This is a genomic window from Cryobacterium sp. TMT2-42-4, assembly GCF_004402645.1.
In the GTDB taxonomy this organism is placed as follows: Bacteria; Actinomycetota; Actinomycetes; order Actinomycetales; family Microbacteriaceae; genus Cryobacterium; species Cryobacterium sandaracinum.
Genome location: NZ_SOFT01000011.1, coordinates 236,460 through 251,049 on the forward strand (window position 1 = coordinate 236,460; position 14,590 = coordinate 251,049).

A 14,590-nucleotide genomic window follows, 5' to 3' on the forward strand; every position below is an offset into this window, starting at 1 on the left:
GAGAGTTGCTCACATATATTGAGAACTTGTTTTGTATATATAGACGAATAAGTCCGTGCTCTTCCGCCGCCCGCGTGGCGACGGGGCGGCCATCTCAGGCCCTACGCACGCTCCAGTTCGTGGGCCAGCGCCTCAAGTTCGGCCCCTCCGGCCATCAGCGCGGTCATCTCTACGATCGTGATCTCACTCTTGGCGAAATCGCCCATGCTGGTGCCGCGCTGCAGTAGCAGGAAGCGGTCGCCGACCGGATAGGCGTGGTGCGGATTGTGCGTGATGAAGACGACGCCGAGCCCGCGGTCCCTGGCCCGGGCGATGTACGAGAGCACCACCCCGGCCTGCTTGACTCCCAGGGCCGACGTGGGCTCGTCGAGAATGACGACCTTCGCCCCGAAATGTACGGCGCGTGCGATGGCGACGGCTTGCCGTTCCCCGCCGGAAAGCGTTCCGATCGGCTGGTCCACGTCGCGCAGGTTGATGCCCATCCGGGCGAGCTCGTGTTTGGTCGTGGCCCGCATGCCGGTGACATCGAGGCGCCGGAGCGGGCCTCTGCCGCGGGTGAGCTCGGAACCGAGGAAGAAGTTGCGCCACACCGGCATCAACGGCACCACGGCCAGGTCCTGGTAAACGGTGGCGATGCCGAAGGAGAGCGCCTCCCGCGGATGCGCGAATCGGCGCTCCACCCCGAAGACGCGCAGGGTTCCCTCCGAGTGCTGGTGGGCACCGGAGAGGATCTTGATGAACGTTGACTTGCCCGCGCCGTTGTCGCCCAGCACGCAGAGCACTTCCCCGGCGCCGACGGATGCCGACACGCCCGCCAACGCCCGCACGGAACCGTAGGACTTCCCGATGTTGCGCACCTCGAGGATCGGCTCCGGACGGATCGGCTCTGGCCGGATCGGGGCCGGCGTCATGCGCGCACCCCGGACTGGCGGCGAACGAGCAGGTTGACCAACACGGCGAGCAGCAGCATCCCGCCGAGAAAGGCCTTGAGCCAGTTGTTGTCCCACTGGGCGAACACGATGCCCTGCAGGGTCATCCCGTAGATCAGGGCTCCGAGGGCCGCGCCGATCGCCGATCCGTAGCCGCCGGTGAGCAGGCATCCGCCCACGACGGCACAGATGATGTAGATGAATTCCTGGCCGACCCCGGTCGTGGCCTGCACGGTCGACACGTCGAAGAGCTGAAGCATGCCGACGAGCCAGCCGGCACCGGCCGTGGTCATGAACAGCCCGAGCTTGACCTTGAACACGGGAACGCCGACCTGCCGAGAGCTCGTGACCTGGCCACCGACGGCGAAGATCCAGTTGCCGGGCCGGGTGCGGAGCAACACCCAGGTGGCCATTGCGGTGAGCGCGATCCACCAGACGATCGAGATCTTGACGTCCATGCCCAGAAACGGGAACGAGGAGCCGAAGAAGACCTTGACTTGGTCGAACCCGGGCACCGCCCCCATCCCCTGAATGGCGACGCTGCCCGTGATGAGTTTCGTCAACGCCAGGTTGCAGCCCTGCAGGATGAAGAAGGCTGCGAGGGTCACGATGAAGCTCGGCAGGCCGGTCTTCATGACGACCCAGGCGTTGCCGGCACCGATCACGAGCGCCACCACGAGGGCCAGCACGAGGGCGAGCCAGATGTTCAGGTCCCACTGAGTGGTGACCACGCCGACGATGAGCCCCGTGGTGCCCGTCATCGCGCCCGCCGAGAGATCGAACTCCCCGCCGATCATGAGCAGGGCGACGGCCACGGCCATGATGCCGAACAGGGAGGCCGAGTAGAGCCAGGTGGAGATGCCCGCGGGGGTCAGGAACGCTTGCGTGGAGAGCGAGAAGAAGAGGAAGATCGCGAGGGCCGCCACGAGTGCGCCGACTTCGGGCCTGCGCAGCAGGGTGAGCAGCGGATGCACCCTCCCCGGCCGTTCATCGATCCCCGCGCCCACAGCGACGGTCATCTCGTGCCGTTCTCCGCGAACTTCGCGACCTGGGCCGCGTTGTCCTTCGTCACGAAGCCCGGGCCCGAATAGACCGGCAGCCCGCCGCCGACGACGTCGCCGTTGCGCTTCTGCAGGGTGAGGAAGGTCACGGGCAGGTAGCCCTGGGAGTAGGGCTGCTGGTCGACCGCGAACAGTATCTTGCCGCCCTGGATGAGCCGGGTCACGTCGGCCGACACGTCGAATGTGGCCAGCGTGGCTGGGCTTTTCACCTCGTCGATGGCCTGGCTCGCGGCAACGGCGACCCCGGTCTGCAGGGTGAGGACGGCGTCGATGGACGGGTCGGCCAGGAGTTTGCTCTTGATGGTGTTCTGGGCATCCGCGAGGTTGGCGACGTCGACCTGCACGTTGCTGACGTCCGCGCCGACCGTGTCGGCGGCACCCGTGCAGCGTTCTTCGAGCCCCGAGTTGCCGGCCTCGTGGATGATGCAGATCACGTTGGTCACGTCGGCGGCGGCCAGTTGTTCGCCGGCTCCCTGGCCCGCGATGAACTCGCTCTGGCCGACGTGGGTCTGGGCGCCGAATTCGACGGACTTCTCCAGGCCCGAGTTGATGGTGATCACCGGGATGCCGGCGGCAACGGCTTTCTCGACGGCGCTCTTCACGCCGTCGGGGTTCGCCATCGAGATGATGAGCCCGTCGGGCTGGGCCGCGATGGCCGCTTCGATCAGCTGGCTCTGCTTGACCGGGTCGCCGTCGCCCTGATACGTGACCGTGGCTCCGAGGTCCGTGCCTGCCTGCTCGGCGCCGCTCTTGACGACGTCCCAGAAGGAATCGCCTGCGGTGCCGTGGGTGACCACGGCGATGGTGACAGGCTCCCCCGCCGCTCCACCGTCGGCATCCGTTTCCGTGGCGGTGCACCCCGTCAGCACCAGCGACGCGACACCGAAAACGGCCAGCAGGCTGATCTTGAGCTTCATGTCTGAACTGTTCCCGACTGTCGTGCGGCGGCCTGAAACAGCGAGGGTTCGCCGGTGACCTGATGCATATCGAACTTACTGGACTGGGGCCCCGCTCGATTCAGTTCGATTCGAACCAGTGGCATGAGTGACTCCTCCTTGACGATTCGTTCGGCGCACAGCCACGTGTGCCAGACACAAGAAAGCCCCCGGAACCGTGTGGTTCCGGGGGCTGATGGTTGCGGGGGCAGGATTTGAACCTACGACCTCTGGGTTATGAGCCCAGCGAGCTACCGAACTGCTCCACCCCGCGTTGCAAGAACAAACTTACCACAGCCTTGGGTTGTGAAACGCATGGTCGATCTCAGAGGTGGTGGCCACACTCTGTGTACTCCTGAATCCGCTTTCGATAGGGGGAGATTCACCTTTGACGGTTCGCACAGAAGCCCGGTCCGACACCGCCGCTTATGCCGAAGGCTTCGGCGACAAGTCCGGAAACTGATTCCGGACGTCCTGGGCGACCGCGCGCGACGCTGTGCCGGGGATGTCGAAGTTCGTCGAATTGCACTCCCTCACACCCTCCCACTGACGGTGGATCTGGGGTTCTATCGACACTGCCTGCACCTTCCCCCAGTACCCAACGAGGTATTCCGCATGCGCCGCAACCCGACCGCTGCCCGGCTTCTCGCCGTCGTGTTCACGGTGATCATCGCTGGTACGCCCCGGCAATCGCGGACAGTGGACCACGGCGGCGGAGCTGAACGTGATCGGTCGCTCCCTCTCAGCGCCGCCGCCCGCTCCGACCCCCACGGCATCGAAAGGAAGCTGGGGTGCGACGATCGGTTTCCCGCTGGTTCCCGCGGCGGCAGCCCTCTTGCCCGGCAACACAGTGCTCACCTGATCCTCGTACTCCAACACGACCTTCGGCGGGGCCAACGGCAACACCCAGACCGCCATCCTCGATCTGAACACCGGCGTGGTCACCCCGCTTACTGTCGCGAATACGGGGCCCGACATGTTCTGCCCCGGGGTGTCGATCCTCCCGGACGGCAGGATCCTGATCAGCGGGGGGAGCAACGCCGCCTCGTCGACGATCTACAACCCGGCGAACAACACGTGGTCAGCCGCCACACCCATGGACATCCCGCGCGCCTATCAGTCGAACGTCACGCTTTCCAATGGGCAGGTATTCCTTCTCGGCGGCTCCTGGGCGGGCGGCCAGGGCGGCAAGAATGGTGACATCTGGTCGACTGGCGCCGGGTGGCGCGGGCTGGCCAACGCGCCTGTCGCACCGATCCTGACGAACGACCCGCAAGGGGTGTTCCGATCCGACAACCACGCATGGCTGTTCGCGGTGGCCGACGGGAAGGTGTTCCATGCCGGCCCGAGCCGTCGGATGAACATGTACACGACCAGCAGCACCAGCGCTGTTCAGGATCTTGGTCTCCGGGCCGACAGTGGCGACGCGATGAACGGAAATGCGGTCATGTACGACGTCGGCAAAATACTCACCCTCGGTGGCTCGCCCGCGTACCAGGACAGTGACGCCACCGCGCGGGCCCATGCAATCGACATCAACAATGGTGTCACGGTGACGCGAACCGGCGACATGGCGGCGCGACGGGCTTTCTTGAACTCCGTCGTGCTGCCCGACGGACAGGTTCTGGCATTGGGCGGTCAGGCGTATGGCGACCGGCAAGTTCACCGCGCTCGCGCCGATGACTGTGCCGCGCACATATCACAGCGTGGGGCTATTGCTGCCTGATGCCCGGGTCTACGTCGGCGGTGGCGGCCTCTGCGGCACCTGCACGACCAACCATCCGGACGGGCAGGTATTCACGCCGCCCTACCTGCTCAACGCCGACGGTACGGCCCGTCCTCGTCCATCGATCACCACGGCGCCTACCACTGCGGCGCGGGGTTCCACCATCCCGGTAACGACGTCTGGGCCCACACCAGTCTTCTCCCTCATCCGCATGAGCACGGTCACCCACTCGATCAACACTGACCAGCGTCGCATCCCGCTCACGCCCACCGGCGTGACCGGCAATACCGCATCCCTGACCATTCCGTCCGATCCGGGAGTCGTGGTTCCCGGGCATTATCTCCCGTTCTCCCTGGACGCGAATGGGGTGCCGAGCGTCGCCCAGACGATCCGGATCGGGTAGTCGAACTACGGCCGTGAGGAATGTGGAGTCGGGGTGATGACCTTTCCGACACTTTCACTCAAAAGTCCGGACATGTACTGGACCCCCGAGTTAAAGCAGAAGGACCGGTGCAGCATTTCTGCTGAACCGGTCCCTCTGTACATGTGATGAGAATCACCGTGGCATTGCCTGAAGCGCACTTGGTTGCGGGGGCAGGATTTGAACCTACGACCTCTGGGTTATGAGCCCAGCGAGCTACCGAACTGCTCCACCCCGCGCTACAAGATCAAATTTACCACAGCCTGCGGACCGGTCCGACCACACGGGCTGCGGAACCGGCCATCCCTGCACACGGAACGCGGGTGCTGCGCCGTTCCGCGGGAGGCGTGCCCCCGGCGAAACGGCGCAGCACCCGCGCAGCGGATGAAGCGGCGAACGACTCGCTACTGGTCGAGCAGCACCAGCATTTCGGCGATCGCGTCGTTCAGCTTCTTGTCGGCTACCCCGTAGGCGGTGAAGTCACCGGTCGTCAGGGCCGCCTGCTTCTCGGTGACGGCCAGCTTGGCCACGGCGAGGAGCGACTTCAGCTGAGCATCCGTCGCCGGGTCACCGGTCGACGTGGACGGAGTGGTTCCACCCTCGGCAGGGGCCTCCCCCTCCACGGGCGTCTCGGACGGCGGCACATCGGTGTCGCCGGCGCTGGCGCCGGAGTCGCCGCCGAAGAGCACGTCAAGCGCCTTGTCCAGCGTGTCCTCGAACGCGATCTGGTCTCCGAAGGCGACGAGCACCTTCTGCAGCAGCGGGTAGCTGGTCTCACCCGTGGACTGCACGTAAACCGGCTGCACGTAGAGCAGGCCGCCACCCACAGGCACGGTGAGCAGGTTTCCGTTGAGCACCTTCGATTGGCCCTGCTTGAGCAGGTTCAACTGGGTAGACACGGTCGGGTCGGCGTTGAACTTCGCCTGCACCTGGCCGGGGCCGGGCACGGTCACATCCTTCGGCAGGTTGAGCAGGCGCAGCTTGCCGTAGCCTTCAGCCCGCTTCCCGTCGGTCGATCCGGCATCCGCGTCTACCGCCAGGTAGCCGGTCAGCACGTTACGGCTGGTCGCGCCGCTCGCATCCGGGATGAAGGTCGAGTAGAGCGAAAAGGCCGGCTTCTCCTGGCCCGGTACCTGCATGGTCAGGTAGTAGGGCGGCTGCAGGGTCGTGTTCGTCGACGGTGACACCGGGTCGTTCGGCGTGGTCCAGGCGTCGTCGACCGAGTAGAAGGAACCCGGGTCGGTGACGTGGTACTTGCCCAGAACCCGGCGCTGCACCTTGAACAGGTCCGCCGGGTAGCGCACGTGGCTCATCAAATCGCCACTCATCTCGGACATCGGCTTGACGGTCGTCGGGAAGATCTTCTGCCACGTCTTGAGCAGCGGATCCTCGTCGTCCCAGGCGTAGAGGGTGACCTTGCCGTCATAGGCGTCGACCGTGGCCTTGACCGAGTTTCGCATGTAGTTGATGTTGTCGAGCGCGAATGGCTGCGGGGGCGTTTCAGTGTCGGCGATCGCGTCGCTCAGGCCCACGGAGGTGGAGTACGGGTAGTCGGCCGAGGTGGTGTAACCGTCAACGATCCACTTGACCTTGCCGTCGACGATCGACGGGTAGGCGTCGGAGTCGAGGGTGAGGTACGGAGCCACCTTCTGCACCCGGGTGACCGGGTCGCGGTCATAGAGGATCTGAGACTTCTCGTTCACGGCGTTGGCCAGGAAGATCTGCTCCGACTGGAACTTGAGCGCGTAGATCAGCTTGCTGAATGCGCTGTCGAGCTTCGGCCCGCCGTCGCCGTCGAAGGTCGTATAGGTCTGCTGCGCGCCATCCGTTCCCGACGGGTAGTCGAGCTCGACCGGCTTGCTGTCCTTCGGCGCGCCCACGATGGAATACGGCGCCGACGTCTCGCCGAAGTAAATCCGCGGCTCATAGTCGGGCAGTGACCCGGTGGTCGGGATGCCGGACTCGAGGAACACAGGCTGGCCGTCGGCCGAGCGCTGGTTGCCGTAGGCCGCCACGACGCCGTAGCCGTGCGTGTAGACCACGGTCGAGTTGACCCAGGTGTTCCCGGCGTTCAAGCCGGTCAGGTTGAGGTCGCGCACGGTGACCACTGTGTCCTGGGACTTGCCGTCAATCGTGTACCGGTCGACGTCGAGGTTCTGCGGGAACTGATAATACTGCTTGAACTGCTCGAGCTGGGAGAACGCGTCGCTGACCAGAGCAGGGTCGAGAATACGGATGTTAGCGGTCGTCTCAGCGTCGGCGCGCAGGGCGCCGGGCTCGGCCGTCGTGCTCGCGTTGTACGGAATCTCCTCCACATCCGCCAGGTCGTAGGCGTCGCGGGTGAGGTCGATGTTGCGCTGAATATAGGGTTCTTCGAGCGTCTTGGCGCTCGGCACCACCTGGAAGCGCTGCACGACCCACGGGTACAGCGAACCGAGCAGGAGGCTGCTGACGATCAACAGCGCGGTGCCGACAATGGGCAGGCGCCAGCGGCCGATGAAGGCCGTGAGGAGGAACAGGATAGCGACGACGGCGGCGATTCCGGCCAGGATGGCGCGGCCCGGGATCGTGGCGTTCACGTCGGTGTAGCCGGCGCCGGTGATGATGTCGTTGGTGTTGGTCAGCGTGGAGTACTGGTCGAGCCAGATGCTGACGGCCTGCAGCATCAGGTAGAGGGCTGCCGTGATGGCAATCTGGATGCGGGCGGCCTTGGAAACGATGACCTCGCGCCCACTCACCCTGATCGAGCCATACAGGTAGCTCGTAGCCGCGGCGACGAGGGCCGAGATGAGCACCACGGCCGACGCGAACCCGAGCACGGAGTGGAGGAAGGGGAGATCGAACAGATAGAACGAGATGTCCAGTTTGAATTGGGGGTCGACTCGGCCGGTGTCCGTGCGGTTCAGCCACATCAGTACGACCTGCCAGCGGGTGGCCGCGGCGACGCCGGCGAACAGACCGAGCAGAGCCGGGATGCCGTACATGGCGAGGCGGCGCAGCGGCTCGATGACCTGCTGGTAGCGGTCGAGTTGCGAATTCAGCTTCGCATAGACCGGCCGCGAGCGGTACGCGATCTGGATGCTCGCCCAGACGGGGACCGCCATCGCTACAAACCCGATCAGAAACAGCACGGCACCGGCGAACCACTGCGTGGTCAGCACGGTGAGGAAGCCCAACTGGTCGAACCAGAGAACGTCGGCATAGAGCCCGGCGAAAACAAAGAAGATGATCACCAGCCCCGCGATAATCGCTGCCGTAATGGCAAGGGGAGCACGGCTGCGCTGTGGCGCTGGAGCGCTACGGGCTTGTTGTGACGTCACGAATTGGCCTCTTGATCTCGAAATCGGCGGTCAACGTACATTCTAGACAGCCGCCCCGAACGAAAGCCGCACGTTCGCTGGGCAGCGACCCGGGGTTAGCCGAGTGTGCACTGCTCCAGCGCGTCGGTGTCCGCACCGGTGCGGATGGCGTCCAGCGCGGCCAGCGCGTCGTCGAGGGTGTCAACGGAGAAGACCGTCATCCCGTCGGGAACGTGACCGGTAACCTCGTCACAGTTGCCGGCGGGCGCGAGGAACCAATGGGCGCCGCTTTGGTCGGCACCGATTAGCTTCTGTCGGATACCGCCGATCTGACCCACCTCGCCGGCCTGGTTTATCGTGCCGGTGCCCGCGACGTCCTCACCGCCCTGAATAAAGCCGGAGGTGAGCGTGTCGATGATGCCGAGGGCGAACATCATGCCCGCGCTGGGCCCGCCGACCGAGTCGAGTTCGATCGTGACGTCGAAGGGGAAGTCGTAGTCGCTCGTCACATTGATGCCCACCACGACGGCGTCGCCCGATTCAACCGGGGTGACCTGCACCGTCTCGCTGGCGCCGTCCCGGATGATTCCGATGGAGGCGGCGTCGTCGACCCCGTTTCGCGTCAGCGCGTCTCGCAGGGCCGTGATGTCGGCGACCTCCTCACCGTTCACCGAGACCACCTCGTCGCCGGCTTCGATGGCTCCCTCGGCGGGCGAGTCGCCGGGCAGGGAGACAACCGAGAGGATCGTCGGGTAGTCATAGTCGAGGCTGGTCAGAGCGGCGGCGATCGCATCCCGCTGCGAATTCACCATCTGCACCTGGCTCTGCTCCTCGCGCTGCTTCGTGCTCACGTCGGGCGGGAACGCCGACTCGATCGGGATCACGGCCTGGTTCGGGTCGAGCCAGGCGGCGGCGACCGTCAGCCAGCTCGGCCGGTTGTCGGGGTTGCCCACCAGTGACACGGTCAGCAGGTCGAGGCTGCCCTCGGTCGGGTAGACGGGTTCGCCGGAGATGGAGATGAGCGGCACCTGCTGGCCATCCTGTTCGGCGGTGCCGATGGTGTTGTAGACCGGTCCTGGTTTCTCGATCACATACGGTGACGGCGTCACGGCGAGGATGAGGCCGATGACCATCGCGATCCCGAGCACCACCCAGCCTGCCCCGACGGCGCGCGCGGATCGGTCGGGCGGCTGTACTGGGTGATCGGTGAAGAGGGCCACCGGTCTCCTTCCAGGGAATGTGCTGGCTGTTCGCGGCAGGCGGACACCGGTTTACCAGCGTAGGTCATTTCCCAGTCCGCGCCGGGGATCTCCGGCTAGCGTAGGAGGACGCGACTGAGAGGTGCCTGAAGTGGCCGACGACGACTCCCGACCCGACGAGGGTCACAATCCCGAAGATGAGTTTCGGGACATGCTGCGCGACATCCTGAGTGGGAAGTCGTCCATCGACCCGAGCCAGCTGGCCGGCGCGGCGGGGCTTCCCAGCGACCCGGCGAGCATTTCCGCGCTGATGAATCAGTTGCAGGGTGCTCTGCGCGGCGGCGGCGACGGATCCATCAATTGGGATGCCGCCCTCAACCAGGGCCAGGAGCGCGCGGCCCAGAGCCAGCTCGACGTGACCTCGGCCGAACGCGCCGCCCTCGACCAGGCATTCCACATCGCCTCCCTCTGGCTGGACGAGGTGATCTCGGTCGCCGAGCTCACCACCCCTCCGCGCCTGATGACCCGTAAGGAATGGGTCACCGCGACCATGCCGCTCTGGACCCAGCTCGCCGAGCCCGTCGCGACCAGCATCTCCGACTCTCTGACCCGGGTGCTCACCGATCAGGCCCCGGAAGAACTCAAGGGCATGATGGCCGGTGCCGGCCAGGTGATGCGCAGCATCGGCGGCACCCTGTTCGCCATGCAGCTCGGCCAGGTCGTGGGTCAGCTGTCCAGCGAGGTCGTCTCCGGTGGAGACGTCGGCATCCCTTTGCTCAGCGACCAGCAGGCCGCTTTGCTCCCCCAGAACGTGGCCGCGTTCGGGGAAGGCCTCGACGTTCCCGCCGACCAGGTGCAGATCTACCTCGCGGTGCGCGAAATCGCCCATGCGCGCCTCTTCCGCCACTCCCGCTGGCTGCGCCTGCACCTGATCAGCTCGATCACCGACTTCGCCCGCGGCATCCACATCGACTCAAGCCGCCTCGAGCAGCTGGCCGACGGCTTCGATCCGGCCAACCCGGAAGAGCTGCGCGCCGCCATGGTCGACGGCTCGCTGATCCCGCCGAAGAGCGAGGCCCAGCTGGCCGCGCTTTCCCGGCTCGAGACGATGCTCGCCCTGATCGAGGGCTGGGTCGATGTCGTCACCCTCGAGGCCACGAGCCGGCTGCCCCGCGCGGATGCGATCGCCGAGACGGTGAAGCGGCGCCGGGCATCCGGTGGCCCCGCCGAGTCGGCGTTCGCCACCCTGGTCGGGCTCGAGCTGCGGCCCCGGCGTCTGCGCGAGGCCGCCGCGCTGTGGCAGGCCGTGACGGATGCCGTGGGCAACGAGAAGCGCGACGAACTGTGGGCCCACCCGGACCTTCTGCCCTCGTCAGCGGACCTCGACGACCCACAGGCCCTCGTGGCCCGTCTGACCAGCTCGGCGGCCGGAGCCGAGCCCGTGCTCGACGAGGTGGACCAGGCTCTGGAAGACCTGTTGCGCGACGACGACACCGAGCGGCCGCACGAGGCGTAGCGTGGCGGGCGCGGGCTAGATCAGGCCCTTCGTGTGCCAGATCGTCTTCGTCTCGGTAAATGCCAGGACGCGCGCCAGGGAGGGACTCGCGGCATCCGGACCATTCTCGGGCTGCAGCACCCGGGTGAGCGTCTCGGCCGCGTCGATCTCGAGGTGGATCCAGTCGAGATCGCCGGCGCCAACCAGGTCGAGGGCGTTGACGTCGGCGTGGCTGGCCAGCCACGGCGCCATCTCGGCGGGAGACCCGGTGAGGATGTTGACTACGCCGCCGGGCACGTCGCTCGTGGCGATCACCTCGCCCAGGCTGATCGCCGAGAGCGGCATGGCCTCGTTCGCGACGACGACCACGGTATTGCCTGAGACCAGCGCCGGGGCGACCGCGCTGACGAGACCGAGGAGGGAACCCCCGGTCTGCGGCGCGATGATGGCGACGACGCCCGTGGGCTCCGGCACCGTGAGGTTGAAGTAGGGTCCCGAAACCGGGTTGGCGTTGCCGGCCACCTGCAGGTACTTGTCGGCCCAGCCGGCGTACCAGACCCAGCGGTCGATGGCCTCGTCGACCTGGGCGGATGCTGCCGCGGTGCTCACTCCTTCCGACTGCACGATTTCGGCGACGAACTGGGCCCGGCGCCCCTCGAGCAACTCCGCGATGCGGTAGAGCACCTGACCGCGGTTGTAGGCCGTGGCGTCGGCCCAGCCGCCGAGGGCCGAGCGGGCGGCGACGACGGCGTCCCGGGCATCCTTGCGGCTGGCCTTCGCGGCGTTGGCGAGGAATTCCCCGTCATGGGAACGGATCTCGTAGACCCGGCCCGACTCACTGCGCGGGAACTTGCCGCCGAGGTAGAGCTTGTAGGTCTTGGGAACGGCGAGGCGGGTCACTTGGCTGCCTTCTTTCGGGAAACGGGGGTCTTCTCCGCGGCCGGCGAAGCAGCGGCCGGTGCGATGGATGCCGCGGGCGCGGCCGTCACGGTGCGCGCGGCCGCGCGACCCGTGGCGGGCTTGAGGTAGGCGGCAAGCCCGTGACGGCCGCCCTCGCGCCCGTAGCCGGACTCCTTGTAGCCGCCGAATGGGCTGGCCGGGTCGAAGCGGTTGAACGTGTTCGCCCAGATCACGCCGGCACGCAACTTGTCGGCGACGGCCAGCATCCGGCTGCCCTTCTCGGTCCAGATTCCGGCGGACAGTCCGTACGGCGTGTTGTTCGCCTTGGCGATGGCCTCGGCCGGGGTGCGGAAAGTCAGCACGGAGAGCACCGGACCGAATACCTCGTCACGGGCGATGCGGTGGCTGGTGGAGACGTTGGTGAAGATGGTCGGTCTGAACCAGAAGCCGGCCTCGGGCAGCACGCAGTCCGGGCTCCAGCGCTCGGCGCCTTCCTGCTCGCCGATGTCGGTGAGCTCCCGGATGCGGGCCAGCTGCTCGGCGCTGTTGATGGCGCCGATGTCGGTGTTCTTGTCCATCGGGTCGCCGAGGCGCAGCGTGGACAGGCGCGCCTTGAGGCGGTCGATGACATCGTCGTGGATCGACTCCTGCACGAGCAGGCGGCTGCCCGCGCAGCAGACGTGGCCCTGGTTGAAGAAGATGCCGTTGACGATGCCCTCGATCGCCTGGTCGATGGGCGCGTCGTCGAAGACGATGTTCGCGGCCTTGCCGCCGAGCTCGAGGATGACCTTCTTGTCGGTTCCGGCGACCGAGCGGGCGATGGCCCGGCCGGCGCCGGTGGAGCCGGTGAACGCGACGAGGTTGACGCCGGGGTGCCCGACGAGGGCCTTGCCGGTGTCGCGGCCGCCCGTGACGATGTTGACTACGCCGGCGGGCAGGTCGGCCTGCTGCAGGATCTCGGCGAACAGCAGCGCGGTCAGGGAGGTGGTCTCGGCCGGCTTGAGCACGACCGTGTTGCCGGCGGCGAGGGCCGGGGCGATCTTCCAAGCCAGCATCAGCAGGGGGAAGTTCCACGGGATCACCTGGGCGGCGACGCCCCGCGCGGACGGCGTCGGGCCGACCCCGGCGTGGTCGAGCTTGTCGGCCCAGCCGGCGTAGTAGAAGAACCAGGCGGCAACCAGAGGCACGTCGACGTCGCGGCTCTCCTTGATCGGCTTGCCGTTGTCGAGGGTCTCGGCGACGGCAAGCTCACGGGCCCGCTCCTGCACAAGGCGGGCGATGCGGAACAGGTACTTGCCGCGATCGCTGCCGGAGAGCTTCGACCAGGTCTTGTCGTAGGCGCGACGGGCGGCGGCCACCGCCGCGTCGACATCCGCCGCGTCGGCGTGGGCGATCATTGCGATCTGCTTCTCGGTGGCCGGGTTGATGCTCTGGAACGGCTCGCCCCGACCGGCGACGAACTCCCCGTCGATGAAGAGTCCGTAGTCCCCCCGAAGGTTCAGCACGGCCTGGGACTCCGGGGCCGGAGCGTAGTCAAGAAAGCTCATGGTTATTCCAATCAAGGTTGATCGAGTTGTCGGTGATCGAGCTTGTCGAGATTCAATCGATCGTCACGTAGTCAAGGCCGGAGTAGTGTCCGGAGGTCATCTTCTGGCGCTGCATCAGCACGTCGTTCAGCAGGCTCGACGCCCCGAACCGGAACAGGCTCGGCGTGAGCCATTCCTCGCCCACGGTTTCGGCGACGGTCACGATGTATTTGGTGGCGTCTTTAGACGTGCGGATGCCGCCGGCCGGCTTCACACCGACCTTCGCCCCGGTGAGGCGATGCCAGTCGCGCACGACCTCGAGCATGGAAAGGGTCACGGGCAGGGTGGCCGCGACGGGCACCTTGCCGGTGGAGGTCTTGATGAAGTCGCCGCCGGCCAGAATGGCCAGCCACGACGCGCGGCGCACGTTGTCGTAGGTAGTGAGCTCCCCGGTCTCGAGGATCACCTTGAGGTGGGCGAAACTGCCGTCGGGGCGGCGGCAGCTCTGCTTGACCGCCACGATCTCGTCGTAGACCTGGCCGAACCTGCCGGACAGGAACGCACCACGGTCGATGACCATGTCGATCTCGTCGGCGCCGGCCGCGACGGCGTCGTGCACGTCGGCCAGCTTGATCGCGAGGGACGCGCGCCCACTCGGGAACGCGGTCGCGACGGCGGCGACGTTCACGCCGGCATCCGTGCCCGCGGAGTGCGCGGAGCCGAGAGCGGCGACGGCGTGCGGCACCATGTCGCCGTAGACGCAGACCGCGGCCACGCGAGGGCAGCTGAGGTCGCCGGCGTCGGGCGTGAGGGCTTTGCCGACCAGGGACTTCACCTTGCCGGGGGTATCGGCCCCCTCGAGGGTGGTGAGGTCGATCAGGCTGATGATCTTGTCGATCGCCCACTTTTTCGAGCTGGTCTTGATCGAGCGGGTGCCGAGGTCGGCGGCACGCTGCTCCAAGCCGACGGCGTCGATGCCGGGGATGCCGTGCAGGTAACGCCGCAGATTCGCATCCGTGGCTTCGCCGCCGATGAGCGCCAGGGCGCGTTCCCCGGTGTTCAGCTGGGCCATGGCCGTTTGGCTGGTAGTCATGAATTG

Annotated in this window: 12 protein-coding genes and 2 tRNA genes; 3 read left to right on the top strand and 11 right to left on the bottom strand. The window is 66.6% G+C overall.

The features are described from left to right. Nucleotides 1-101: 101 nt before the first annotated feature. The 5 genes from E3O18_RS03410 to E3O18_RS03430 form a co-directional block, all read right to left on the bottom strand. Entirely contained in the window at nucleotides 102-911 is an 810-nt protein-coding gene (locus E3O18_RS03410; RefSeq protein ID WP_134417460.1) for an ATP-binding cassette domain-containing protein, read from the bottom strand. Then, nucleotides 908-1,948, bottom strand: coding sequence for an ABC transporter permease (locus E3O18_RS16270; RefSeq protein ID WP_134396345.1), 1,041 nt, complete (start codon nucleotides 1,946-1,948; stop codon nucleotides 908-910). Before E3O18_RS16270 ends, E3O18_RS03410 begins: the two co-directional genes overlap by 4 nt. Beyond that, nucleotides 1,945-2,907 carry a sugar ABC transporter substrate-binding protein gene (locus tag E3O18_RS03420; RefSeq protein ID WP_134396346.1) on the bottom strand — a complete coding sequence of 321 codons (963 nt, stop codon included), beginning with the start codon at nucleotides 2,905-2,907 and terminating at the stop codon, nucleotides 1,945-1,947. Before E3O18_RS03420 ends, E3O18_RS16270 begins: the two co-directional genes overlap by 4 nt. A gap of 215 nt (nucleotides 2,908-3,122) precedes the next feature. Continuing rightward, nucleotides 3,123-3,199: transfer RNA gene (locus E3O18_RS03425), tRNA-Met, on the bottom strand. A 152-nt stretch (nucleotides 3,200-3,351) separates the two neighbouring features. Further along, on the bottom strand, nucleotides 3,352-3,870 hold the full coding sequence (locus tag E3O18_RS03430; RefSeq protein ID WP_134417462.1) for a hypothetical protein: 519 nt from the start codon (nucleotides 3,868-3,870) through the stop codon (nucleotides 3,352-3,354). A 31-nt stretch (nucleotides 3,871-3,901) separates the two neighbouring features. Between E3O18_RS03430 and E3O18_RS03435 the strand changes: the two genes are divergently transcribed. After that, nucleotides 3,902-4,651, top strand: coding sequence for a kelch repeat-containing protein (locus E3O18_RS03435; protein WP_134417464.1), 750 nt, complete (start codon nucleotides 3,902-3,904; stop codon nucleotides 4,649-4,651). Beyond that, complete coding sequence (locus E3O18_RS03440; protein ID WP_166784873.1) at nucleotides 4,641-5,054, top strand: galactose oxidase early set domain-containing protein; 414 nt, start codon at nucleotides 4,641-4,643, stop codon at nucleotides 5,052-5,054. Before E3O18_RS03435 ends, E3O18_RS03440 begins: the two co-directional genes overlap by 11 nt. A 180-nt stretch (nucleotides 5,055-5,234) precedes the next feature. Here E3O18_RS03440 and E3O18_RS03445 read toward each other — a convergent pair. The 3 genes from E3O18_RS03445 to E3O18_RS03455 all read right to left on the bottom strand — a co-directional run bounded on the left by E3O18_RS03445 (nucleotide 5,235) and on the right by E3O18_RS03455 (nucleotide 9,591). Next, nucleotides 5,235-5,311: transfer RNA gene (locus tag E3O18_RS03445), tRNA-Met, on the bottom strand. A 165-nt stretch (nucleotides 5,312-5,476) separates the two neighbouring features. Continuing rightward, on the bottom strand, nucleotides 5,477-8,392 hold the full coding sequence (locus E3O18_RS03450) for a UPF0182 family protein (RefSeq protein WP_174720141.1): 2,916 nt from the start codon (nucleotides 8,390-8,392) through the stop codon (nucleotides 5,477-5,479). A 95-nt stretch (nucleotides 8,393-8,487) separates the two neighbouring features. Beyond that, entirely contained in the window at nucleotides 8,488-9,591 is a 1,104-nt protein-coding gene (locus E3O18_RS03455; RefSeq protein WP_134396354.1) for a S16 family serine protease, read from the bottom strand. A gap of 190 nt (nucleotides 9,592-9,781) precedes the next feature. Between E3O18_RS03455 and E3O18_RS03460 the strand changes: the two genes are divergently transcribed. After that, nucleotides 9,782-11,086, top strand: coding sequence for a zinc-dependent metalloprotease (locus tag E3O18_RS03460; protein ID WP_134396481.1), 1,305 nt, complete (start codon nucleotides 9,782-9,784; stop codon nucleotides 11,084-11,086). A 15-nt stretch (nucleotides 11,087-11,101) separates the two neighbouring features. On the opposite strand, the gene E3O18_RS03465 is transcribed toward E3O18_RS03460, so the two are convergent. Genes E3O18_RS03465 through deoC form a run of 3 tightly spaced genes read right to left on the bottom strand, consistent with a single transcriptional unit; the run spans nucleotide 11,102 to nucleotide 14,584 of the window. Continuing rightward, nucleotides 11,102-11,965 (bottom strand): aldehyde dehydrogenase family protein, encoded by an 864-nt coding sequence (locus tag E3O18_RS03465; RefSeq protein ID WP_134396355.1) that lies wholly within the window; start codon nucleotides 11,963-11,965, stop codon nucleotides 11,102-11,104. Further along, nucleotides 11,962-13,512: an aldehyde dehydrogenase family protein gene (locus E3O18_RS03470; RefSeq protein WP_134417468.1), complete on the bottom strand. Its 1,551-nt coding sequence runs from the start codon at nucleotides 13,510-13,512 to the stop codon at nucleotides 11,962-11,964. The genes E3O18_RS03465 and E3O18_RS03470 overlap by 4 nt, the downstream gene beginning before the upstream one ends. A gap of 52 nt (nucleotides 13,513-13,564) precedes the next feature. After that, the gene (deoC, locus tag E3O18_RS03475; RefSeq protein ID WP_134396359.1) at nucleotides 13,565-14,584 is read right to left on the bottom strand and encodes a deoxyribose-phosphate aldolase; all 1,020 of its coding nucleotides are present in this window, start codon (nucleotides 14,582-14,584) and stop codon (nucleotides 13,565-13,567) included. Between the last annotated feature and the right edge of the window lie 6 nt (nucleotides 14,585-14,590).